This window comes from Streptomyces sp. NPDC006393, assembly GCF_040628575.1.
Taxonomy (GTDB): domain Bacteria; phylum Actinomycetota; class Actinomycetes; order Streptomycetales; family Streptomycetaceae; genus Streptomyces.
The window spans coordinates 1-22367 of the sequence record NZ_JBEXZD010000003.1 but is presented as its reverse complement, the minus strand read 5'-3'; the positions used below and the strand labels follow the sequence as shown (position 1 = coordinate 22367).

The 22367-nt window shown below is 70.7% G+C and carries 19 protein-coding genes, 1 rRNA gene and 1 riboswitch; of the genes, 7 read left to right on the top strand and 13 right to left on the bottom strand.

Annotated features, from left to right (window positions below; genetic code table 11):
- Positions 1–20: 20 nt before the first annotated feature.
- On the bottom strand, positions 21–1535 hold the full coding sequence (locus tag ABZ484_RS02135; RefSeq protein ID WP_358863977.1) for a glycoside hydrolase family 43 protein: 1515 nt from the start codon (positions 1533–1535) through the stop codon (positions 21–23).
- A gap of 238 nt (positions 1536–1773) precedes the next feature.
- Here ABZ484_RS02135 and ABZ484_RS02130 point away from each other — a divergent pair, with 238 nt between their 5' ends.
- The 6 genes from ABZ484_RS02130 to ABZ484_RS02105 all read left to right on the top strand — a co-directional run bounded on the left by ABZ484_RS02130 (position 1774) and on the right by ABZ484_RS02105 (position 8015).
- Positions 1774–2334, top strand: a complete 561-nt coding sequence (locus ABZ484_RS02130) for a hypothetical protein (protein WP_358863976.1) — start codon at positions 1774–1776, stop codon at positions 2332–2334.
- 268 nt (positions 2335–2602) lie between these two features.
- Entirely contained in the window at positions 2603–4552 is a 1950-nt protein-coding gene (locus ABZ484_RS02125) for an amino acid transporter (RefSeq protein ID WP_358863975.1), read from the top strand.
- Positions 4553–4612: 60 nt separating this feature from the next.
- On the top strand, positions 4613–5008 hold the full coding sequence (locus ABZ484_RS02120; protein ID WP_358863974.1) for a helix-turn-helix transcriptional regulator: 396 nt from the start codon (positions 4613–4615) through the stop codon (positions 5006–5008).
- Positions 5009–5201: 193 nt separating this feature from the next.
- A complete protein-coding gene (gene modA, locus ABZ484_RS02115; protein WP_358863973.1) occupies positions 5202–6029 on the top strand; it encodes a molybdate ABC transporter substrate-binding protein in 828 nt (275 codons plus the stop codon).
- Between the two features lie 23 nt (positions 6030–6052).
- A complete protein-coding gene (gene modB, locus ABZ484_RS02110; protein ID WP_358864127.1) occupies positions 6053–6871 on the top strand; it encodes a molybdate ABC transporter permease subunit in 819 nt (272 codons plus the stop codon).
- Positions 6872–6923: 52 nt separating this feature from the next.
- Complete coding sequence (locus tag ABZ484_RS02105) at positions 6924–8015, top strand: ABC transporter ATP-binding protein (protein ID WP_358863972.1); 1092 nt, start codon at positions 6924–6926, stop codon at positions 8013–8015.
- A gap of 150 nt (positions 8016–8165) precedes the next feature.
- Here ABZ484_RS02105 and gcvP read toward each other — a convergent pair whose 3' ends face one another.
- A complete protein-coding gene (gene gcvP / locus ABZ484_RS02100) occupies positions 8166–11051 on the bottom strand; it encodes an aminomethyl-transferring glycine dehydrogenase (RefSeq protein WP_358863971.1) in 2886 nt (961 codons plus the stop codon).
- Between the two features lie 176 nt (positions 11052–11227).
- Positions 11228–11319, bottom strand: a riboswitch (glycine riboswitch).
- Between the two features lie 113 nt (positions 11320–11432).
- Here gcvP and ABZ484_RS02095 point away from each other — a divergent pair.
- Positions 11433–11810, top strand: coding sequence for a PRC-barrel domain-containing protein (locus ABZ484_RS02095; protein ID WP_358863970.1), 378 nt, complete (start codon positions 11433–11435; stop codon positions 11808–11810).
- A gap of 24 nt (positions 11811–11834) precedes the next feature.
- Here ABZ484_RS02095 and ABZ484_RS02090 read toward each other — a convergent pair whose 3' ends face one another.
- From ABZ484_RS02090 to rrf, 11 genes are all read right to left on the bottom strand, one after another.
- Entirely contained in the window at positions 11835–13223 is a 1389-nt protein-coding gene (locus tag ABZ484_RS02090; RefSeq protein ID WP_358863969.1) for a DNA polymerase IV, read from the bottom strand.
- A 125-nt stretch (positions 13224–13348) separates the two neighbouring features.
- Positions 13349–14032 (bottom strand): MerR family transcriptional regulator, encoded by a 684-nt coding sequence (locus ABZ484_RS02085; RefSeq protein ID WP_358863968.1) that lies wholly within the window; start codon positions 14030–14032, stop codon positions 13349–13351.
- A 255-nt stretch (positions 14033–14287) separates the two neighbouring features.
- A complete protein-coding gene (locus ABZ484_RS02080; RefSeq protein ID WP_004934251.1) occupies positions 14288–14761 on the bottom strand; it encodes a bifunctional nuclease family protein in 474 nt (157 codons plus the stop codon).
- Between the two features lie 99 nt (positions 14762–14860).
- On the bottom strand, positions 14861–15598 hold the full coding sequence (locus ABZ484_RS02075) for a MerR family transcriptional regulator (RefSeq protein WP_358863967.1): 738 nt from the start codon (positions 15596–15598) through the stop codon (positions 14861–14863).
- 40 nt (positions 15599–15638) lie between these two features.
- On the bottom strand, positions 15639–16520 hold the full coding sequence (locus ABZ484_RS02070) for an FHA domain-containing protein (protein WP_306185728.1): 882 nt from the start codon (positions 16518–16520) through the stop codon (positions 15639–15641).
- A gap of 130 nt (positions 16521–16650) precedes the next feature.
- The gene (locus ABZ484_RS02065) at positions 16651–17544 is read right to left on the bottom strand and encodes a DUF881 domain-containing protein (RefSeq protein WP_358863966.1); all 894 of its coding nucleotides are present in this window, start codon (positions 17542–17544) and stop codon (positions 16651–16653) included.
- A 5-nt stretch (positions 17545–17549) separates the two neighbouring features.
- Positions 17550–17882 carry a small basic family protein gene (locus ABZ484_RS02060; protein WP_003988855.1) on the bottom strand — a complete coding sequence of 111 codons (333 nt, stop codon included), beginning with the start codon at positions 17880–17882 and terminating at the stop codon, positions 17550–17552.
- Positions 17879–18718 carry a DUF881 domain-containing protein gene (locus tag ABZ484_RS02055; RefSeq protein WP_358863965.1) on the bottom strand — a complete coding sequence of 280 codons (840 nt, stop codon included), beginning with the start codon at positions 18716–18718 and terminating at the stop codon, positions 17879–17881. Before ABZ484_RS02055 ends, ABZ484_RS02060 begins: the two co-directional genes overlap by 4 nt.
- Before the next feature lie 226 nt (positions 18719–18944).
- A complete protein-coding gene (locus ABZ484_RS02050) occupies positions 18945–21440 on the bottom strand; it encodes a mannose-1-phosphate guanyltransferase (protein WP_358863964.1) in 2496 nt (831 codons plus the stop codon).
- 116 nt (positions 21441–21556) lie between these two features.
- A complete protein-coding gene (locus ABZ484_RS02045; RefSeq protein ID WP_358863963.1) occupies positions 21557–22165 on the bottom strand; it encodes a CDP-alcohol phosphatidyltransferase family protein in 609 nt (202 codons plus the stop codon).
- Between the two features lie 109 nt (positions 22166–22274).
- Positions 22275–22367: ribosomal RNA gene (rrf, locus tag ABZ484_RS02040) — 5S ribosomal RNA — on the bottom strand; the annotation flags it as partial.

The following is a 22367-nucleotide window of genomic DNA, read 5'->3' as shown; positions in this document are numbered from 1 at the left end:
CCGAGGGCGCCGGCGGGGCTTCAGGCGGGCCGCGGGCGGTAGTCGAACCAGTCGAAATCGGCGCTGCCCTCGGTGGCGTACATGCCGATCACCCGCCCGGTGAAACCGGTGGCGACCTGCGTGGACAGATAGCGGCCGTCGAGTTCCGCCAGGGGTACGGTCCGCTCGCCGGTCTCGACCGAGAAGGCGATCGCGTCGGGGCCGCCCGACCGGAGACCGGGCGCCTGTCCGCCGGCGGCCGTCCCGGTGGGCGGCGGCACCTCGGACGTTCGGATCTGCACGTGCAGGGTGAGCGGTCCCGGCGGCACCGGGTGTTCGGCGATCCGCTGCCGCACCGGCCCGATACGGGCGACGACGCTCGCCACTCCCCCGCCGATCTCCAGGTCGTAGTGGTGCGCCTCGTCCAGGCGGACGGACAGTCCGGCGCGTCCCGAGCCGGGGTCCAGACGGGCCGACGCCCGGCAGTCCGGGTGCTGCTGCCTGCGCCCGACGAGGGTGTGGCCCGGGCGGTCGAGGCTGTCGCCGGTCGCGGTCAGCCTCAGCCACCCCGGGCGCCGGCTCAGCGACCAGGAGCCGTCCGGCCTGCTGCGCGGGGAGATCCAGTACGGCGCGAGGGCCGGCGCGTCGAAGTCGTCCCGGGCGGGCTCGGGCGGGACCGGGTGCCAGGCCGCCGGGGCCGGATGGCTCTCGCGCACCGGGCCGACCGTCGGCCATCCGTCCACCCACCGCACCGGCGCCAGGAACGTCTCCCGGCCGAGCACGTGGAACTCCGGGAAGTAGCCCCGGGGACGGGTGCCCAGGAGCAGCATCCACCAGGTGCCGTCCGCGGCCTGGACCAGGTCGGCGTGGCCGGTGCACTGGATCGGCCGGTCGGTGCTGCGGTGGGACAGGATCGGGTTGTGCGGCGCCGGTTCGTAGGGCCCGCGCGGGGAGCGGGCGCGGGCGATCGAGACGCTGTGGCCGTGCGCGGTGCCGCCCTCGGCGAGCATGAGGTACCACCAGTCCCCCACGCGGTACAGGTGCGGCGCCTCGGGATGCTGCATCCCCGTCCCCGACCACACCTTCAACGGCCCTTCCAGCACCTTTCCGCTCTGCGGGTCGATCCGGGCCAGCCCCACTCCGGCCACGGCGCACCAGCAGGTTCCGTCGTCGTCCCAGGCGAGGTCGGGGTCGATGCCGGGCAGGTCGATCCAGACCGGGTCCGACCAGGGGCCCTCCGGGCGTTCGGCGGTGACCAGGAAGTTCCCGCCGCCTCCGACGTTGGTGGTGATCACGTGGAAGCGGCCGTCGTGGTGACGGATCGTCGGGGCGTAGATCCCCGCCGAGGCCGGCAGGTCGTCCGGCAGCGGCAACTGCCCGGGGCGGTCGAGGACATTGCCGATCAGGCGCCAGTGGACCAGGTCGCGGCTGTGGAACAGCGGGACGCCGGGGAAGTACTCGAAGCTGGAGCACACGAGGTAGTAGTCCTCGCCCACCCGGCACACGCTGGGGTCGGGATGGAAGCCGGGGATCACCGGGTTGTCGTACGTCCGCATGGGAGTCGAGCCCCTTTCAGGAGGTCGAAGCGAAGCGATCCGAGTCGAAAATTTCGAAACTGTTGACGAATGTTTATGGCAGTCGCACTGTAGATGTGGCGCGGAGGGCGGACAAGGGAGCCGATCAAGGGGGCGGCACGGCCGGCCGCGCTGCCACGGCGTCAAGAACGGTCGGCGTCGCGTCAGGGGCGTGTCAACGGCGGTTGCCGCGGCGCGTGCGGGCTCTAGCGTCGATGTCATGAGGCAGCACGGCAACGACGTACGACCGGGTACCGGCACACCCGCGCACCGCCCCGGCCGGGTGGCGTACGACCGTCACTGGGCGCGGGACCTGCACACCTCGGTCTGCTCCTCGGTGGCACTGTGCGGCCTGCTGCTCCTGTTCGACTGGGGCACGGGCAACCTGACCTGGGCGCGCGGCGCTCTGTGGTGCGCGCTCGGGGCGCTGCTCTTCCTGGTGCTCTGCCCGCCCCTCGTGTGCGCCGGCGAGGGCTGGCTCGCCATTCGTTCGCCGCTGCGCCGCCGCAGGGTCCGTACCGACCTGCTGGTGTCGGTGCGCGTCACGGACGGCGTCTCCCGGCGGCTGGTCCTGCGGGACGTCTTCGGCGCCCGCGTCGAGATCGACCCACGGGTCCTGCTGGACAACCCCGGCCTGTGGTACCGCTTCGAGGAGGACGCGCGGACGTCGGCGGCCGGCGGCCTGCTGCGGTGCGGGGCGAGCGCGCTGCGGGACCTCGCGGAGCAGGTCGACCGCGAGACCGCGCTGACGGTGTTCCGCGTCTCCGGGCTCGAGCCATGACGCCTCCGGGGGTTCGGTCGCCTCCGGGGTTCGGTCGCCTCCGGGCTTGCGGCCATGGTTGTGCCCCGGCCGGCCGAACGCGGACGAGCCGTCCGGCCCACCTGCTCCTGAGGCCCGCCCCGCCGTCGGCGCGGCCATTCTTAACGGAAGATTGACGCCCGCCCGCCCCGGTACGCGTGGGCCCGTGCGTCACGCTCTGCATACGCTGGTGCCCCGTCCGCGTGAGGGCCTGATCCACACGCTGAGCCGCACATCAGGAGCAGGGCCCATGGCCACCACCGAACACCCTCCCAGTCGTCTGCGTGCCTGGATGCTGGAGGGCCTGTCCGACATGGGCAAGGGCGTGCAGCAGGCACCGCACGCCGCGCCGGAGCCCCCGCACAAGGGGCAGCGGTGGTGGCGCGTGATGTGCCTGACCGGTGTCGACTACTTCTCGACACTGGGCTACCAGCCGGGCATCGCGGCCCTCGCCGCCGGTCTGCTGTCGCCGGTCGCGACCCTGGTGCTGGTCCTGGTCACGCTCGTCGGGGCCCTGCCGGTGTACCGCAGGGTCGCCGAGGAGAGCCCCCGTGGCGAGGGCTCGATCGCCATGCTGGAGCGGCTGCTGTCGTTCTGGCAGGGCAAGCTGTTCGTGCTGACCCTGCTCGGCTTCGCCGCCACCGACTTCCTGATCACCATCACCCTGTCGGCGGCCGACGCCTCGACGCACCTGGTGGAGAACCCCCATCTGACCGGTGCGCTGCACAGCCACCAGATGCTCGTCACGCTCTTCCTGGTGGCGCTGCTGGGTGCGGTGTTCCTCAAGGGGTTCCTGGAGGCGATCGGGGTCGCGGTCGCGCTGGTCGGCATCTACCTGGCGCTGAACGTCGTCGTGGTGGTCGTCGGCCTGTGGCACGTCGTCACCGCCGGTCATGTGGTGGCCGACTGGTCCAGCGCCCTGACCGCCCAGCACAGCAGCGTCTTCGCCATGGTCGGCGTGGCCCTGCTGGTCTTCCCCAAGCTCGCGCTCGGCCTGTCCGGCTTCGAGACCGGCGTCGCCGTGATGCCGCACGTGCAGGGCGACCCGCAGGACACCGAGGAGCGCTCGACCGGCCGGATCCGGGACACCAAGAAACTCCTCACCACGGCCGCGCTCATCATGAGCGGCTTCCTGATCACCACCAGTTTCATCACCACGCTGCTGATCCCGGCGCCGGAGTTCGAGCCCGGCGGCAAGGCCAACGGGCGTGCGCTGGCCTACCTGGCCCACCACTACCTCGGGAACGTCTTCGGCACCGTGTACGACGTCTCGACCATCGCGATCCTGTGGTTCGCGGGCGCTTCCGCGATGGCCGGGCTGCTCAATCTGATGCCGCGCTACCTGCCCCGTTACGGCATGGCCCCGCACTGGGCCCGGGCGGTGCGGCCGATGGTCATCGTCTTCACCCTGATCGGCTTCCTGGTCACCTGGATCTTCGACGCCGACGTCGACAAGCAGGGCGGCGCGTACGCCACCGGTGTGCTCGTCCTGATCAGCTCCGCGGCGATCGCGGTGACCATCGCCGCCCACAGGGCCGGGCAGCGCAAGTGGACCATCGCGTTCGCGGTGATCTCGACGGTGTTCCTCTACACCACCGTCGTCAACGTCATCGAACGCCCGGACGGTGTGAAGATCGGTGCCTGCTTCATCGTCGGCATCATCCTGGTCTCGCTGCTGTCCCGGCTGGCCCGTGCCTTCGAGCTGCGCGTGACCAGCGTGACGATGGACCCGATGGCGGAACGATTCGTCAGGGACATCGCCAGCCGCAGGATCCGCTTCATCGCCAACAAGCCCGGACGCCGGGACAAGGCCGAGTACCGCGACAAGATCGAGCAGATCCGCTCCGACAACGACATCCCGGACACGGAGGACTTCGTCTTCGTCGAGGTGACGGTCACCGACCCCTCCGAGTTCGAGGCCGGCCTCACGGTGCGCGGCGAGGTGCTGCACGACCGCTACCGCGTGCTGACCCTGGAGTCCTCCTCCATCCCCAACGCCCTGGCCGCCCTCCTCCTGCACGTCCGCGAGACGACGGGCTGCACCCCGCACATCTACTTCGAGTGGACCGAGGGCAACCCGTTCCGCAACTTCCTGCGCTTCTTCCTCTTCGGTCAGGGCGAGGTCGCGCCGGTCACCCGTGAGGTGCTGCGCGAGGCGGAGCCGGACCGGGCCAGGCGGCCGCGCGTGCACACGGGCTGACCCGGCCGGCCACCGACCCGGCGTCCACGGTTCCGCGCCGACGGCCCTATCGTGACCGGCATGCAGTCCTACACGATCGGCCAGGCGGCCCGTCTGCTCGGCGTCAGTGCGGACACCGCACGCCGCTGGGCGGACGCGGGCCGGGTGGCCACCCACCGCGACGAGAGCGGACGGCGGCTCGTCGACGGCCGCGACCTCGCCGCCTTCTCGGTCGAACTGGCCCGCTCCGGCGGAGGTGACGAGGAGGTCTCCTACACCTCGGCCCGCAACGCCTTCCCCGGGATCGTGACGGCCATCAAGCTCGGCGACGTGGCGGCACAGGTCGAGATCCAGGCGGGACCGCACCGCCTGGTCTCGCTGCTCACCCGGGAGGCCGTCGAGGAACTGGGCCTGGAGGTCGGCATGGAGGCCACGGCCCGCGTGAAGTCGACAAACGTACATATCGACCGGACGTAGCCGACGGACCCGGCCGACCGGACCCTCCGCCGTACAAACGCACATGCCATGCCAAGCCGTCGACCGGCCAGCTCATGCGAAGCCACAGGAGACTTATCCCTCGCAGATGCGGCAGTATCATCGCGGCACGGCCTCACTTCGGCCGTGGCAGGGCGCGACACCTTCCGTGCGGCAGCAGAGGAGTAGATCCGTGATGACCCGTTCCGTGCGCCGGACCCGGACACTGCAGGTGGCCGGTGCGGGGGCCGCAGCTCTGCTGGCTCTCAGCGGCTGCTCCTCCGCGTCCTCCTCCGACGGCTCGTCGTCGTCCGGGTCCGGATCGGCGACGTCCTCCTCCGGGAAGGTGACCGGCACGGTGACCGTCTTCGCCGCCGCCTCCCTCAAGGAGAGCTTCACGGCGCTGGGCAAGGAGTTCGAACGACAGCACCCGGGCACCGAGGTCACCTTCAACTTCGGCGGCAGCGACACCCTCGCCGCGAGCATCACCGGCGGTGCACCCGCCGACGTCTTCGCCGCCGCCAGCGCCAAGACCATGAAGATCGTGACCGACGGGAAGGACACGGCCGGCGCCCCGGCCACCTTCGTCCGCAACCAACTGGAGATCGCGACCCTGCCCGGCAACCCCGACAAGATCTCCTCCCTGAAGGACCTGACCGGGTCCGGGCTGAAGGTCGTCCTGTGCGACAAGGCGGTGCCCTGCGGAGCCGCCGCGCAGAAGGCACTCACCGCCGCCGGCCTCCAGCTCACCCCGGTCTCCTACGAGCAGGACGTCAAGTCCGCGCTGAACAAGGTGGTCCTGAAGGAGGCCGACGCCGCGGTGGTCTACAAGACGGATGTGAAGGCGGCCGGTGGCAAGGTGGAGGGCGTGGAGTTTTCCGAGGCGGCCGAGGCCGTGAACGACTACCCGATCGCCCTTCTGGACCACGGACGCGACTCCGCGGCGGCCAAGGCGTTCATCGCGCTGGTGCGCTCCGCCGAGGGCCAGAAGGTCCTGACGCGGGCCGGGTTCCTCAAGCCGTGACCACGACCCACGACACCGGCACGGTGACCCTGGAGAACGGGCCACGGCGCCGGCGTGTCCCCCGGGGCGTCCCGCTCCCCCTACTGGTGCCCGCGCTGGTGGGCCTGGCGTTCCTGCTGCTGCCGCTGCTGGCCCTGCTGATCCGCGCCCCCTGGCGCAGCCTGCCCGGCCAGCTGACCAGTCCGGAGGTGTGGCAGGCGCTCCAGCTGTCCCTGATCAGCGCCACCGCCGCCACCGCCGTCAGCCTGGTGCTCGGCGTCCCGCTGGCCTGGCTGCTGGCCCGGACCGAGTTCCCCGGACGCGGCCTCGTACGGGCCCTGGTGACGCTGCCGCTGGTCCTGCCGCCGGTGGTGGGCGGTGTGGCGCTGCTGCTGGCGCTGGGGCGCAACGGGGTCGTCGGACAGTGGCTGGACTCCTGGTTCGGGATCACCCTGCCGTTCACCACGGCCGGTGTGGTGGTCGCGGAGGCGTTCGTGGCCATGCCGTTCCTCGTCATCAGCGTGGAGGGCACGCTGCGCGCCGCGGACCCGCGCTACGAGGAGGCGGCCACCACGCTGGGCGCGTCCCGCTTCACCGCGTTCCGCCGGGTCACCCTGCCGCTGATCGCGCCGGGCATCGCCGCGGGTGCCGTGCTGGCCTGGGCGCGGGCGCTCGGCGAGTTCGGTGCGACGATCACCTTCGCCGGCAACTTCCCCGGCCGTACCCAGACCATGCCCCTGGCGGTCTACCTGGCCCTGCAGAACGATCCGGCCGCCGCGATCGCGCTGAGCCTGGTGCTGCTCGCGGTGTCGATCGCGGTGCTCGCGGGTCTGCGGGACCGCTGGACGACGGCGTCCTCATGAGGCCGCCGCGGATCCCCCGCACGAACCATCGCGCATCCTGGACGATCACCTCATGACGGACATCGACGAGACCACGAGCGGCGTCCGCGCCGAGAACCCGCGGGGTGCCGGGCTGGACGCCCGGCTCGTCGTCGACCGCGGCGCCTTCCGTCTCGACCTGACGCTCACCGCCGCCCCCGGCGACGTCGTGGCCCTGCTCGGCCCGAACGGCGCCGGCAAGACCACGGCCCTGCGCGCCCTGGCCGGCCTGGTCCCCCTCACCGGCGGCCATCTGCGCCTGGACGGCGCCACGCTGGACCGTACGCCGCCGGAGGCGCGTCCGGTCGGGGTCGTCTTCCAGGACTACCTGCTCTTCCCGCACCTGTCCGCCCTGGACAACGTGGCCTTCGGGCCGCGCTGCCGGGGCGCGAGCAAGGCGGAGGCCCGTGCGCAGGCCGCCGAGTGGCTGGCGCGCATGGGCCTGGCCGACCACGCCGGCGTCAAGCCGCGCAGGCTCTCCGGAGGCCAGGCCCAGCGGGTGGCCCTGGCCCGCGCCCTGGCCACCCGGCCCCGGCTGCTGCTCCTGGACGAGCCGCTCGCCGCGCTGGACGCCCGGACGCGCCTGGAGGTGCGGGCCCAGCTCCGCCGGCACCTCGCCGAGTTCGAGGCCGTCGCCGTCCTGGTCACCCACGACCCGCTGGACGCGATGGTACTGGCGGACCGGCTCGTCGTCGTCGAGCACGGGCGCGTGGTGCAGAAGGGGGCCCCGTCGGACATCGCCCGCCGTCCGCGCACGGACTACATCGCGCAGTTGGTCGGCCTGAACCTGTATCGCGGGCAGGCCGAGGGCCACACCGTACGGCTGGAGGGCGGCCCGGTCCTCGCCACCACCGAAGACCTGTCCGGACCCGCCTTCGTCGCGTTCCCGCCGGGCGCCGTCACCCTCTACCGGGACCGGCCCTCCGGCTCCAGCGCGCGCAATCTGTGGCGGTGCGAGGTCGCGGGCCTGGAAACGCACGGCGACCAGATCCGTGCGGACCTCACCGGCGAGCTGGCCCTCGCCGCCGACCTGACCACGGTCGCCGCGGCGGAACTCGATCTGCACCCGGGCGCGGTCGTCTGGGCCACGGTCAAGGCGGCCCAGACCCACGCCTACCCGGCCTGACGGGCCCACAGCCGCCTGACGCGGGCCCACCGGGCCCAACCCCGCCCGCCTGACTCACCAAGGGGCCCCTGCCCGGCCGAAAAAGCCGGACAGGGGCCCCCTGTGCTTCTCACGGCGGCTCCGACGGCCGCCCGGGTGGCTCTGCGCCGCTCAGTCCTCGTACGCGTCCAGCGGCGGGCAGGAGCAGACCAGGTTCCGGTCGCCGAAGGCCTGGTCGATGCGGCGCACCGGCGGCCAGTACTTGTCCGCCACCGAGACACCGGCCGGGAAGAGCGCCTCCTCACGGCTGTAGGCGTGCTTCCACTCCCCGCCGAGCGCGGCCGCGGTGTGCGGGGCGCCGCGCAGCGGGTTGTCCTCCGCGGGCCACTCGCCGGAGCCGACCTTCTCGATCTCGGCGCGGATCGCGATCATCGCGTCGCAGAAGCGGTCCAGCTCGGCCAGGTCCTCCGACTCGGTCGGCTCGATCATCAGCGTGCCGGCCACCGGGAAGGACATCGTCGGCGCGTGGAAGCCGTAGTCGATCAGTCGCTTGGCCACGTCGTCCACGCTCACACCGGTCGCCTTGGTCAGCGGCCGCAGGTCGATGATGCACTCGTGCGCGACCAGGTTGCCGGGGCCTGTGTAGAGCACCGGGTAGTGCGGCTCCAGGCGCTTGGCGACGTAGTTGGCGCTGAGGACCGCGACCTGCGTGGCGCGCTTGAGGCCCTCCCCGCCCATCAGCCGGACGTACGCCCAGGAGATGGGCAGGATGCCCGCCGAGCCCCAGGGCGCGGCCGAGATCGGACCGACGCCGGTCTCGGGTCCGGCCTCGGGCTGCATCGGGTGGTTGGGCAGGTACGGCGCCAGGTGGGAGCGTACGGCGACCGGGCCGACGCCGGGACCGCCGCCGCCGTGCGGGATGCAGAACGTCTTGTGCAGGTTCAGGTGGGAGACGTCGCCGCCGAAGTGGCCCGGCTTGGCGAGGCCGACCAGGGCGTTGAGGTTGGCGCCGTCGACGTAGACCTGACCGCCGGCGTCGTGCACCTGGGCGCAGATGTCGGCGACGTGCTCCTCGAACACACCGTGCGTCGAGGGGTAGGTGATCATCAGCACGGCCAGCTGGTCGCGGTGCTGCTCGATCTTCGCCCGCAGGTCCTCGACGTCGATCTCGCCGTCCTCGGCGGTCTTCACGACGACGACCTTCATGCCGGCCATCACGGCGCTGGCGGCGTTGGTGCCGTGCGCGGAGGACGGGATGAGGCAGACGGTGCGCTGGTCGTCGCCGTTGGCGCGGTGGTAGCCGCGGACGGCGAGCAGGCCGGCGAGTTCGCCCTGCGAGCCGGCGTTGGGCTGGAGCGAGACCTTGTCGTAGCCGGTGACCTCGGCGAGCCGGTCCTCCAGCTCGTGGATGAGGGTGAGGTAGCCCTGCGCCTGCTCGGCGGGCGCGAAGGGGTGCAGCCCGCCGAACTCGGGCCAGGTGACCGGTTCCATCTCCGTGGTCGCGTTGAGCTTCATGGTGCAGGAGCCCAGCGGGATCATGCCGCGGTCGAGCGCGTAGTCGCGGTCGGCCAGCTTGCGCAGGTAGCGCAGCATCGCGGTCTCGGAGCGGTGCTGGTGGAAGACGGGGTGGGTGAGGTAGGCGTCGGTGCGCAGCAGGGTCTCGGGCAGGGCGTCCGCGGCGGCGGCGTCCAGCGCCTCGATGCGGGCCTCGACGCCGAAGGCGGACCACACGCTGCGCAGCTGCGCCCGGTTGGTGGTCTCGTCGCAGGCGATGGAGACGTGGTCGGCGTCCACCAGGCGCAGGTTCACGCCGGCCTCGCGGGCGGCGGCGACGACCTCGGCGGCCCGGCCCTCGGCCCTGACCGTGATCGTGTCGAAGTAGGCGCCGTGGACGACCTCGGCACCGCCCGCCTTCAGGCCCTCGGCGAGGATCGTGGCGTAGCGGTGGGTGCGCTGGGCGATGCCCTTCAGTCCCTCGGGGCCGTGGTAGACGGCGTACATGCCGGCCATGACGGCGAGCAGCACCTGGGCGGTGCAGATGTTGCTGGTGGCCCTCTCGCGGCGGATGTGCTGCTCACGGGTCTGGAGGGCGAGACGGTAGGCCTTGTTGCCGTCCGCGTCCACGGAGACGCCGACCAGGCGGCCGGGCAGGCTGCGGGCGAACTTCTCGTGCACCGCCATGTAGCCGGCGTGCGGGCCGCCGAAGCCCATCGGCACGCCGAAGCGCTGGGTCGTGCCGACGGCGATGTCCGCGCCCAGCTCGCCGGGGGACTTCAGCAGGGTGAGGGCGAGCAGGTCGGCGGCGACGGTGACCAGCGCGCCCAGCTCGTGCGCCTGGTCGATGACCGGCTTGAGGTCGCGTACGGCGCCGGAGGCGCCGGGGTACTGCAGGAGCACGCCGTTGATCTCGCGCTCGGCGATCTCGGCGGGGATGCCGTCGCTGAGGTCGGCGACGACGACCTCGACGCCGGTCGGCTCGGCGCGGGTCTCGATGACGGCGATGGTCTGCGGCAGCGCGTCCGCGTCGACCAGGAAGAGGCCCTTCTTGTTCTTGCCCATGCGCCGGGACAGCGCCATGGCCTCGGCGGCGGCGGTGCCCTCGTCCAGGAGGGAGGCGCCGGAGGTCGGCAGGCCGGTGAGGTCGGCGACCATGGTCTGGAAGTTCAGCAGCGCCTCGAGCCGGCCCTGCGAGATCTCCGGCTGGTACGGCGTGTACGCGGTGTACCAGGCGGGGTTCTCCATGACGTTGCGCAGGACGACGGGCGGGGTGAACGTGCCGTAGTAACCGAGGCCGATCATCGAGCCGAGGACCTGGTTGCGGTCGGCGAGGGAACGCAGTTCGGCCAGCACCTCGGCCTCGGTGCGGGCGCCCGGCAGGTCGAGCTTGTCGGCGTTCTTGATCACATCCGGCACCGCGGCGGCGGTCAGCTCGTCGAGCGAGCCGTAACCGACCTGCGCGAGCATCTTAGCCCGCGCCTCCTGGTCGGGCCCGATGTGGCGCTGCTCGAAGGGAATGCCCTGTTCGAGCTCGGAGAGCGGAATGCGCTGGGCGGTCATTGCGGAGGCCTCCTGGTCTGACGCGACCTTCGAGGGACACCACGGCTCGGGTGCCCCGACGGCCTCCCCCTCTGTCATCTCAACCTGAGAGCTTCACCGGACCGCCCGAGGGCACCCGGTTTTCACCGTCGGTGAGAGCGGCATCCGTCGACACCCGCTCTGCTTTCCAGAGTGACCTCGTCCGTGCGGTACAGGGGCCTGAGAGATTCCGGGGAGGATTTGCTCCTTCGGCGCCTCCGGTGGTGGAGGACTCTCCCGCACGGGGTCAGCAGCCGTTTGCCAGGGTACCAGCGGGTGTCACGAGGCGGGCTCGAGTGGCCGCCGTCCCGATTGTGCTCTTTCGTAGTGCTTACGAATGAGTTGCGACCTAGTGGAGGGACCGTGCAGACCGACATCGATCCGCGCAACCTGATCGGCCGCAAGGCGTTCGACCGGAACGGCACCAAGATCGGCACGGTGGACGAGGTCTACCTCGACGACGCGACCGGTGTGCCGGAGTGGGCCGCCATACGCACCGGCCTGTTCTCCCGGGACGCCTTCGTGCCGCTCGAGCCCAGCCAACTGGTCGGCGGTGAACTGCACGTCCCCTTCGACCGGGCCCTCATCAAGGAGGCCCCCGACTTCGGCGTCGGCCGCCACCTCTCCCCCGAGCAGGAACTCCAGCTCTACCACCACTACGGCCTCGACGTGGCGCCTCCCCCCGCCCTCCCGGACCGCGACTTCGGCAAGCTCGCGGGATCCGGTTCCGAGGAAAGCTGAGAGCGAGCGGCGTCCCACCGCCCGCTATCCGGACCGGGCCCCGCCGGCCACCGAGGACGCGTTGCCGGTGGTGGCGTCCGGTCTTCGCCGCACCAGCGGAAGCGGATCCGCCGGTTCCAGGTCCGGGTCGTCGACACGGAAGGTCCGCACCCGCCCCGGCGCGGAGTCGGGCGTCTCGAAACGGACGGTGACCCGGCCGAGGCCGCTGCCCTGGACCCAGCCGTGCCCGAACTCGGTGTGCCGTACGTCGTGGCCCGCCGGCCAGTGCCGCTCGGCGGGGGCCGGCTGCTCCGGCGCCGCCTCGGCCGCGGGCTCCTCCTCAGGGCTGTCCACCCGCGCGCCGGCCGCCTGGGCGAAGAGGTCCTCCTGCGTGTAGTCGGCGAGCCCGGACACGCCCACACCGAGCAGCCGCACCCCGCCCGTGGTGTCCACCGAGTCCAGCAGCCGGGCCGCCGCCTCCCGCACCACCGCCGGGTCGTCGGTGGGCCCGCGCAGCGTCTCGGAGCGGGTCAGCGTGGAGAAGTCGTAGCGCCGCACCTTCAGCACGATGGTGCGGCCCGACAGCCCGGCCCCGCGCAGCCGCCGTACGCACCGGTCGGCGAGCCGCTGCACCTCCAGGCCCACCCGCAGCCGGTCGTGGATGTCCACGTCGTAGGTGTCCTCGACCGACACCGACTTCGCCTCGCGCTCGGCGACCACGGGCCGCTCGTCGTGCGCCAGCGCCATGGCGTGCAGCGCCTGCCCGTGCGCCTTGCCCAGCAGCCGTACGAGCTCGTCCTCACCCGCCTCGGCCAGCTCGTCGACCGTGTGGATCCCGGCCCGCCGCAGGTGGTCGCCCGTCGCCGGGCCCACGCCGGGCAGCGTCCGCACCGACATGGGGCCCAGCAGGGCCCGCTCGGTGCCGGGCTCGATGAGGACCAGCCCGTCGGGCTTTGCCTGCTCGGAGGCGATCTTCGCGAGCATCTTGGAGGCGGCCAGGCCCACCGAGCCCGTCAGGCCGGTGACGGCCCGTATGTCGGCGCGCAGCCGGGCCCCGGCCAGCCGGGCGGAATCGGCGTCCCAGGCCGCTTCCCCGGCCTCCAGGTCCACGAACGCCTCGTCCAGGCTGAGCGGCTCCACCAGCGGCGACAGCGCCCGCAGCAGCCCCATCACCTGCTCGCTGATGGACCGGTAGAAGCCGAAGCGCGGCACGAGGTACGCGGCGTTCGGAGCCAGCCGCCGCGCCTGGGCCATCGGCATCGCCGAGTGGACACCGAAGACCCGTGCCTCGTACGACGCGGTGGCCACGACCCCGCGCGGCCCGAGCCCGCCCACGATGACGGCCTTCCCGCGCAGGCTCGGCTTGGACGCCTGCTCCGCCTGGGCGAAGAAGGCATCCATGTCGAGATGCAGGATGGTCGGCGCGCTTCTCACACCTCCGATGCTGCACCACACCACTGACAACACCCCGGAACGGGACCCGCCCCGGCGTCAGGGACCCCGCAGCCCAGGCGCCACGTATGACGCGACGTCCGGCACGGCCGAGGCCCGTGGGCCGCTCAGACCGCCCGGTTGCGTCGTCGGGCGAGTTCGTCGCCGGGATTGTGGCCCACCAGGGTCTCGCCGGTGTCGACGCGCTCGCCGTGCAGCTGGGACAGCGCGCTCTCCACGTCGCGCCACACCACGCCGACGGCGATGCCGAAGATGCCCTGGCCGCCCTGGAGCAGGGCGTGGACCTCGTCGGGCGAGGTGCACTCGTAGACCGTGGCGCCGTCGCTCATCAGCGTCATGCGCTCCAGGTCACGGAAGCCGCGCTCGCGCAGGTGCTGGACGGCCGTACGGATGTTCTGCAGCGACACCCCGGTGTCGAGGAACCGCTTGACGATCTTCAGGACGACGACGTCACGGAAGCTGTACAACCGCTGCGTGCCGGACCCGTGGGCGGGCCGCACGCTCGGCTCGACCAGGCCCGTGCGCGCCCAGTAGTCCAGTTGCCGGTAGGTGATGCCGGCGGCCGCGCAGGCCGTCGGACCGCGGTAGCCGATCTGCTCGGACGCCATGGACGCCGCCCCCTTGCTGCTCGGCACGACCGTGGGCCGCTGCGGAGCGTGATCGGCCGTGCTGACGTGATGGGGGTAGCCCATGCTCGAGCGGAGCCGAGAGCCCGGAGGAGGGTACGGACCCATTCCCCCGGCCTCACGACCGGGGGCACCCCCAGCCGTACCGTCGCCGCTGCTTCTCACGCCGACCTCCGTCCTTGACCTGCCTCCTCGACGGTAGGCAGTCACCGGGGGTGCGTCAACGATCGCCACACTCGGCACGCCGAGTGATAATCACCCTACGAGTGGTTTCCCGTGCCCCGTCGTGGGGAAAGGCTAGCGGAATGCCACGCGGGGAACGGCCGAGCACTCCCGGTGGCCGGTGGCATATGTCGGCGTTTCACTGCCTGCCGGGTCCCGCCCCGCGACCAGCGCCTGCCGGAGCCGGGGGCCCGAACCTCACTGGTTGCTGGTGCCGAAGTCCTCCGGCGAGATCTGGTCGAGGAACTCGCGGAACTTCTCCACCTCGTCCTCCTGCTCGTCCGGGATCGCGATGCCCGCGTCGTCGAGCACCGTGTCACTGCCGTAGATCGGCGTGCCGGTGCGCAGCGCCAGCGCTATGGCATCGGACGGACGAGCACTGACCTCGACCCCGCTCGCGAAGACCAGCTCCGCGTAGAAGACGCCCTCACGCAGATCCGTGATGCGCACTTCCGTGAGCTCCTGGCCGACGGCCTCCAGCACATCCTTGAACAGGTCATGGGTCAGCGGACGCGCGGGGGCCATCCCCTGCTGGGCGAAGGCGATGGCCGTAGCCTCCCCCGGCCCGATCCAGATGGGGAGGTAGCGGTCGCCCCCCACTTCACGCAGGAGCACGATCGGCTGGTTGGAGGGCATCTCGACCCGGACACCTACGACATCGAGCTCGTTCACACAGCAACCCTAGGCCGTGCCCGGGATGTTTGGGTAGTCGGGCCGGAAACGGGAGGCCGATCCGGCCGCCGCGGCTGGTACCGGGTCGGAGTGGCCGGTTCAGGGCAGTCGCACACCGAGCGCGGTCTGCACCAGCGCCGCGTGCAGCCTCACCGTCAGCGCCGCCAGCTCCTTCGTACGGGCCTCGGCATGGGCTCGGGTCTGCGGATTGCGATGACGCCGCAGCGGGGCCACCACCTGGTCGACGAGCCCGGCCTCCCGGTCGGCGGCCCCCTTCATCACCCTCAGGTGACGGGGTTCGATCCCGAACCGCCCCAGCTCACGGACCAGCGAGGCGACAGTGACCGCCTCCGCGTCGTAAGCGCCGTCCTCCACCGGAGTGACCAGCCCGTACGACTCCCACTCCTGGAGGACCTCCTCGTCGATCTCCGCGGCGGCGAGCAGCTCGGCCCGGCCGATCCGGGCCGCCGCGGGCGTCTCGACGGGCGCCGGCACGGCCTCGCCGTCACGCTGCCGGCCGAGCACCGGCAGCGACACGGCCTCACCGCGCTCCACCGCGTCCAGATACTCGCGGATCACCTTCAACGGCAGGTAGTGGTCCCGCTGCAGTCTCAGCACGCGGGCGAGGCGCTCGACGTCGTCCGGACTGAACTTCCGATACCCCGAGGGGGTACGCCGCGGCTCGACGAGGCCCTCCGACTCCAGGAAACGGATCTTGGAGATGGTGACCTCGGGAAACTCCTCGCGCAGCACGTTCAGCACGCTGCCGATGCTCATCAGCCCACTGTCCGCGGCGGTGGTGCCGTGCCCGGCACCACCGCTCGGTGTTTGAAGCATGGACCTTCCCTGGGATCTCCCCGGACGAGTCCGGGGAGGGTCAGTAGCCCTGTCGGCTCGAGTAGAAGACCAGCCGGTACTTGCCGATCTGCACCTCGTCGCCGTTGGACAGAGCGACCTGGTCGATCCGCTCCCGGTTGACGTACGTGCCGTTCAGGCTGCCGACGTCGGCCACCGTGAACGACCCGTCCGGGCCGCGACGGAACTCCACGTGGCGGCGCGAGACCGTCACGTCGTCCAGGAAGATGTCGCTCTGCGGATGACGCCCGGCCGTGGTCAGCTCGCCGTCCAGGAGGAAGCGGCTGCCCGAGTTCGGCCCGCGGCGCACCACCAGCAGGGCGGAACCGACCGGCAGCGCGTCGACGGCCGCCTGCGCCTCCGGAGACAGCATCGGCGTCTGACCGGTGGCCTCGGCGTCGTAGGCCTCCAGACCGGAGATGGAGATCGTGGAGGTCGTCTCCGACGCGCGCTCCGGCACCGCGCCCGGCCGCAGCGGGGCACCGCAGTTGGAGCAGAAACGGCTGTTCTCCGCGTTGCGGTGGCCGCACCTCGTACAGACCAGGGCCGACATGGACGGATCCTCCTGCCGCGGCTGCCCCGTCGGGGCTGGGGACGCGTACGGGCCGGCGGCAAACCCTCCACCCGTACCTGAGGTTGACGGTTGGCCGAAACCTATGCCGCCTGCCTGGGCAGGGTCAACCGACGGCGCGCCCGGTGCGCCGGAAATGTCACCCGACCCCGGGACCTGGTCGCGGAACAGCGGACGCTGACCTTCCGCGTCGGGCTGTGCGCGATGACGGGCGGTCGCATTGTCGCCGCCCTCTCGCGCGCTCTTGCCGAACAACTTCGCAAACAACTTCACGGGCGATTCCCCTTGACCGAAACAGACCCGCCCGTGGGGCAGGACGAACCCTGACTGCATACACCGGTCGACCCGGACATCTTCACAACGTCCGTATCCACCAGACAGTTTCCACCACGCACCACCCAATCGGTGCGCCGACCCCCCGCAACCTCATGCCCCTGCCGGACGACCGCCATGCACCCCCGGTTCACTGGGAGGACGACCGAGCGTAGTCAGGCTGCTTCGCCGCTCGCAAGGCGTCCACGACGATCTTGTCCGATCGCTCGACGGTCACGGTGGCCTGCTCCTTCTCGAGGGTCTGCACCACGCCCCCCGGGATGTTGAGCGCCGGCTCCAGGTCCTGCGGCTTGCCGATGACCTTGAAACGATAGGGCGCGTTGATCTTGTTCCCGTCGACGTCCACGCTCTTGCCGGAGTCCGTCAGATAGGTGCTCGCCACCACCCTGACGCCGTTGACCTGGATGGCCTCCGCACCGGCCGCGCGCAGCTCCTGTATCGCGTCCAGCAGCATGTCCGCCCGGACCGTCCCCTTCGTGTCCTCGATCGTCATCGTGATGCCTGGTCCCTGCGCGGCCACCGTGCCCGCCAGAATGCCGAGTTGCCTCTCCTTCTCGACCGTCTGCCTGCGGGCCTCCTCGGCCTGGTCCGAGCTGTTCTCCAGCTCCTGACGCTGCTTGTCGAGACCCTGCTTCTCGTCCTCAAGACGCTGAGTACGGTCGTCGAGTTCATCGAGGATGCGCACAAGATCCTCCTGCCGGGCACCGCGCAGCGCACTGTCACTGTCGCTGTTGGAGGCGACCTGGACCGCGAGACCGAAGCCCAGGCCGAACAGCAGCAGCGCGACGACGAGTTGGGCCCGGGTGAAGCGCGGCGGCCACAGGCCCTTGCCCAGCCGCTGACGACCGGTGAGCTGGGGAGCGGACTCCTCCTCGGTGCCCTCCGCGGCTCCGGGAACCTGCGCGGGGACCTCCGCGGGCAGTTCCTTGCGGAGCCGGTTCTCCCTCTGGTCCTCCCGCTCCTCGCCCGGCTCGTCCCGGTTCGCGCCGGACTCGTTCTCCGGCAGTTCGTCCTTGTGGTTCATCGGTCTCACGCCCGGAACACGTGCCGTCGGATCGCGGCGGCGTTGGAGAAGATGCGGATGCCGAGGACCACCACGACCCCCGTGGACAGCTGGGCGCCCACGCCCAACTTGTCGCCCAGGAACACGATCAGCGCGGCGACGACCACGTTCGACAGGAACGACACCACGAACACCTTGTCGTCGAAGATCCCGTCGAGCATGGCCCGCAGCCCGCCGAAGACGGCGTCCAGCGCCGCGACGACGGCGATCGGCAGATAAGGCTCGACAACCGCCGGAACCTCGGGCCGGACCAACAGGCCGGCCACCACTCCCACGACGAGGCCCAGTACGGCGATCACGATGTGCCCTTCTCAGTGCTCGGCTGTGCGGTACGTACGATCACACTCGGTGCGGCGGGCAGCCGGAGGTCGCCCTCCACGGAGATGCTCGTCCGGATGCCGTAGTTGTCCTGGAGGGCGTGCAGGTACAGCCCGTCGGGGCTGTCCTGGAACCGGGTGCTCAGCCGTTGCCCGTCCCCCACCGCGAGCACCGTGTACGGCGGCACCAGCGGTTTGTTGTCGACCAGTATGGCGTCGCCGGCCGCCCTGATCGCGGACAGGGCGGTCAACCGCTGCCCGTTGACGGAGACCGCCTCGGCCCCCGACTGCCACAGCCCGTTCACGACGCGCTGCATGTCCCGGTCGCGCACCCTGCCCGTGTCCGAGAAGCCCGACGTCTCGCGCGGGTTGCCGCCGCCCCCGCCCGTGGCGGCCTCCTTGGCGTCGTCCACGACGAGTTTCACCCCGGGTCCGTGCACCGCGGTGGCGCCCGCCAGGATCCCCACCAGGTCGGCCCGGCTGTTTCCGCCGCTCTCCCTGAGCGCCTGCCGCTGCCGCTCGCTCACGTCGCCACGGAGTTTGTCGACATCTCGCTCGAGCTTGTCGGCCGCCGCCGTCTCACGGTCGATGCGGTCGATCAGCTCCTGGCGCTCCTTGGCGACCGTCGGGGCCGCCACGCGCGCCTGCGCCGCTCCCACGGTCACCACCAGCGCCGCCAGCACCAGGCCGACCGCCAGTCCCAGCCGCGCCCGGAGGGTTTTGGGCAGACCGCCCTCACCAGCGGCCTTCTTCCGTGCGGCGGCCTCGGCATAGCCGTCGTCGAGGCTGTGGTCCATGACGTTGGTGATCAACGACATGGACGCATCCGGACGGGAAGGCCGCGTGGGGGTGCTCCGAACGGGGGGTTGCTGCGGCATGCCGCACATCGTCGCATGCAGGGGCCGAGTCCTCCGAATGACCCCACCGGCGTGCCGGACAGGCCCCCTTGGGGGCACTTGTCCGGCACGCCCGCGTGCTGTCCGTTTTATCGCCCTGTGTCACCGTCCGGTCGTGGCGTCCGGACGGTCCTGCCTCTGCGGTCCGCTACCGTCCCGCGCTGTCGACGACCGCCGACCACTCGTCGAGCAGGGCCTGCGCGGAGGCGTCGTCGGGACCCTCGGCCCACAGGTGGGTGACCGCCTCGGCCGGGTCGGGCAGCACCATGACCCAGCGCCCGTCGGTTTCCACGACCCGCACACCGTCCGTCGTGTCGACGAAACGCTCTCCCGCCGCCTCGACGACCCGGCGCATCACCAGGCCCTTCACCGCCCACGGCGTGGCCAGGTCGCGCTTGAGGACATGGGCGCGCGGGATCCGGGCGTCGATCTGGCTGAGGGTCAGCTGGGTTCGCGCGACCAGCCCGATCAGCCGTACGAAGGCCGCCGTGCCGTCGTAGACGCTGCTGAACTCCGGGACGATGAACCCGCCCTTGCCGTCGCCACCGAAGATCGTCCCCTCCTCGCCGCCGACCCGTGTCAGGTCGTCGGGCGAGGTCGTCGTCCACTCGACCTGGGTGCCGTGGTAGGCGGCCACCTGCTCGGCGATGCGGGTGGTCGTCACCGGCAGTGCGACCCGGCCGCTGCGACGCTCGGCGGCGACCAGGTCGAGCATCACCAGCAGCGCCCGGTCGTCCTCGATGATGCGGCCCTTCTCGTCGACGAGCGACAGCCGCTCTCCGACCGGGTCGAACCGCACCCCGAACGCGGCCCCGGAGGACGCCACGATCTCGCCGAGCCGCACCAGCCCCTTTCGGCGCATGTCCTCGCTCTCCGTCGGCCGGGACTCGTCGAGACCGGGGTTGATGGTCAGCGAGTCGACACCGAGCTTGCCGAGCAGGCTGGGCAGGACCAGGCCGGCGCTGCCGTTCGAGGCGTCCACGACGACTTTGAGACCCGCCTCGCCGATACCGTTCGTGTCGACGTTGCGCAGGAGTGACCCGGTGTACGAGTCGAAGACGCTGGACGGGAAGTAAAGGTCGCCGATTTCGCCAGGGAACGCGCGCCGGTACTCCTGGCGGGCGAAGACCCGGTCGAGCTTGCGCTGGCCGCCCTGCGACAGATCGGCGCCCTGTCCGTCGAAGAACATGATGTCGACGGAGTCCGGTACTCCAGGAGTGGTCCGGATCATGATGCCACCGGCGCTGCCGCGTGCGGTCTGCTGCCTGGCCACCGGCAGCGGCACGTTCTCCAGGTCTCGTACGTCGATGGCGCTGGCCTGGAGGGCCGAGATGACCGCCCGCTTGAGCGCACGCGCGCCACGGGAGTGGTCACGTGCCGTGGTGACCGTGGAGCCCTTCTTCAACGTCGTCGCGTAGGCGCCGGCGAGGCGTACGGCGAGTTCCGGCGTGATCTCCACATTCAGGATGCCGGAGACACCGCGGGCACCGAACAGATGCGCCTGCCCCCTGGACTCCCAGATCACCGAGGTGTTGACGAAGGCACCCGCCTCGATGGTCTTGAACGGGTAGACCCGCACATTGCCCTGGACGATCGATTCCTCACCGATCAGGCACTCGTCACCGATGACCGCGCCGTCCTCGATCCGCGCCGCGCGCATGATGTCGGTGTTCTTGCCGACGACGCAGCCACGCAGGTTGCTGTGCTGCCCGATGTACACGTTGTCGTGCACGACGGCCTTGTGCAGGAAGGCACCGCTCTTCACGACGACGTTCGAGCCGACCACCGTGTGCTCACGGATCTCCGCGCCGGCCTCCACCTTGGCGTAGTCGCCGATATAGAGGGGGCCGCGCAGTTCGGCGTCGGGATGCACCTCGGCGCCCTCGGCGACCCAGACACCCGGTGAGATCTCGAAGCCGTCCAGCTGGACGTCCACCTTGCCTTCGAGGACGTCCGCCTGCGCCTTGACGTAGCTCTCGTGGGTGCCGACGTCCTCCCAGTAGCCCTCGGCGACATAGCCGTAAATCGGCTTGCCTTCCTTCATCAGCTGGGGGAAGACGTCACCGGACCAGTCGACGGGAACGTCGGCCTCGACGTAGTCGAAGACCTCCGGTTCCATGACGTAAATGCCCGTGTTCACCGTGTCGGAGAAGACCTGGCCCCAGGTCGGCTTCTCGAGGAAACGCTCGACCTTGCCCTCTTCGTCGACGATGGTGATGCCGAATTCCAGCGGATTGGGCACGCGCGTGAGACACACGGTGACCATCGAACCCTTTTCCTTGTGGAACCGGATCAGATCCGTGAGGTCGAAGTCGGTCAGCGCATCGCCGGAGATCACCAGGAAGGCATCGTCCTTCAACGCCTCTTCGGCGTTCTTGACGCTTCCGGCGGTACCGAGTGGCTTCTCCTCATTGGCATAGGTGAGCTCCATGCCGAGCTCTTCACCGTCACCGAAGTAGTTCTTGACCAACGAGGCCAAGAACTGGACTGTGACGACGGTCTCATTCAGACCATGCCTTTTGAGCAGCCGCAGCACATGCTCCATGATCGGCCGGTTGGCCACCGGCAGGAGCGGCTTGGGCATGCTCGAGGTCATTGGGCGAAGGCGCGTGCCTTCGCCTCCGGCCATCACGACGGCCTTCATGTCGGAAGCGTCCTCCTCCAAGAGACGACGATCTAGCCGACTTCACCCGTCCTGATTGTCCCGCACTTTTCCGAAGCGGGCCATCGGAGCCACTGCGGCTGCCGGAATGGGCGAGCTCAGTCGGCCATGGCGTCCGCCCGGACCAGTCGGCGGACCTGCACCACGTAGAGAACTCCTGCCCACCAGTAGAGGGTTGTACCCCATCCGGCGAACGCCCATCCGAAAACGGCGGCGAGTGACGGGATCCATCCGCTTCCATCGCTGAGCAGAAGCAACGGGAACGCGTACATCAGGTTGAACGTGGCGGCCTTCCCCAAGAAGTTCACCTGGGGCGGGGGGTAGCCGTGACGCCGGAGAACGCCCACGGCCACCAGCAGCATCAATTCGCGTGCCAGGAGAACCGCGGTCAGCCAGACCGGCAGAATCTCACGCCAGGTGAGGCCGACGAGGGTGGAAAGCACGTAGAGGCGGTCGGCCGCCGGGTCGAGCAGCCGGCCCAGGCTGCTGATCTGGTTCCAGCGCCGCGCCAGCTTGCCGTCCAGGTAGTCGCTGACGCCGCTGAGCGCGAGGACCAGCAGGGCCCACCCGTCGCTCTTGGGCCCTCCGAACTCCGGCCTGAGGATCAACCACAGGAAAAGGGGCACGCCAAGGAGCCGCGCCATGCTGAGGATGTTCGGAATGGTGAGGACCCGGTCCGTCTGGACTCGGGTCTCCTGGACCTCCACGCGGGGGCCTCCTGGTCAAACGTAACGACGATGCGTCCTGACCCTACCTCAACGCAAAAAAGCTCTGGCTCCTGGGCTGTGCTGCCCAGGAGCCAGAGCTCCAAGAGTTGTTCGGCGGTGTCCTACTCTCCCACAGGGTCCCCCCTGCAGTACCATCGGCGCTGTGAGGCTTAGCTTCCGGGTTCGGAATGTAACCGGGCGT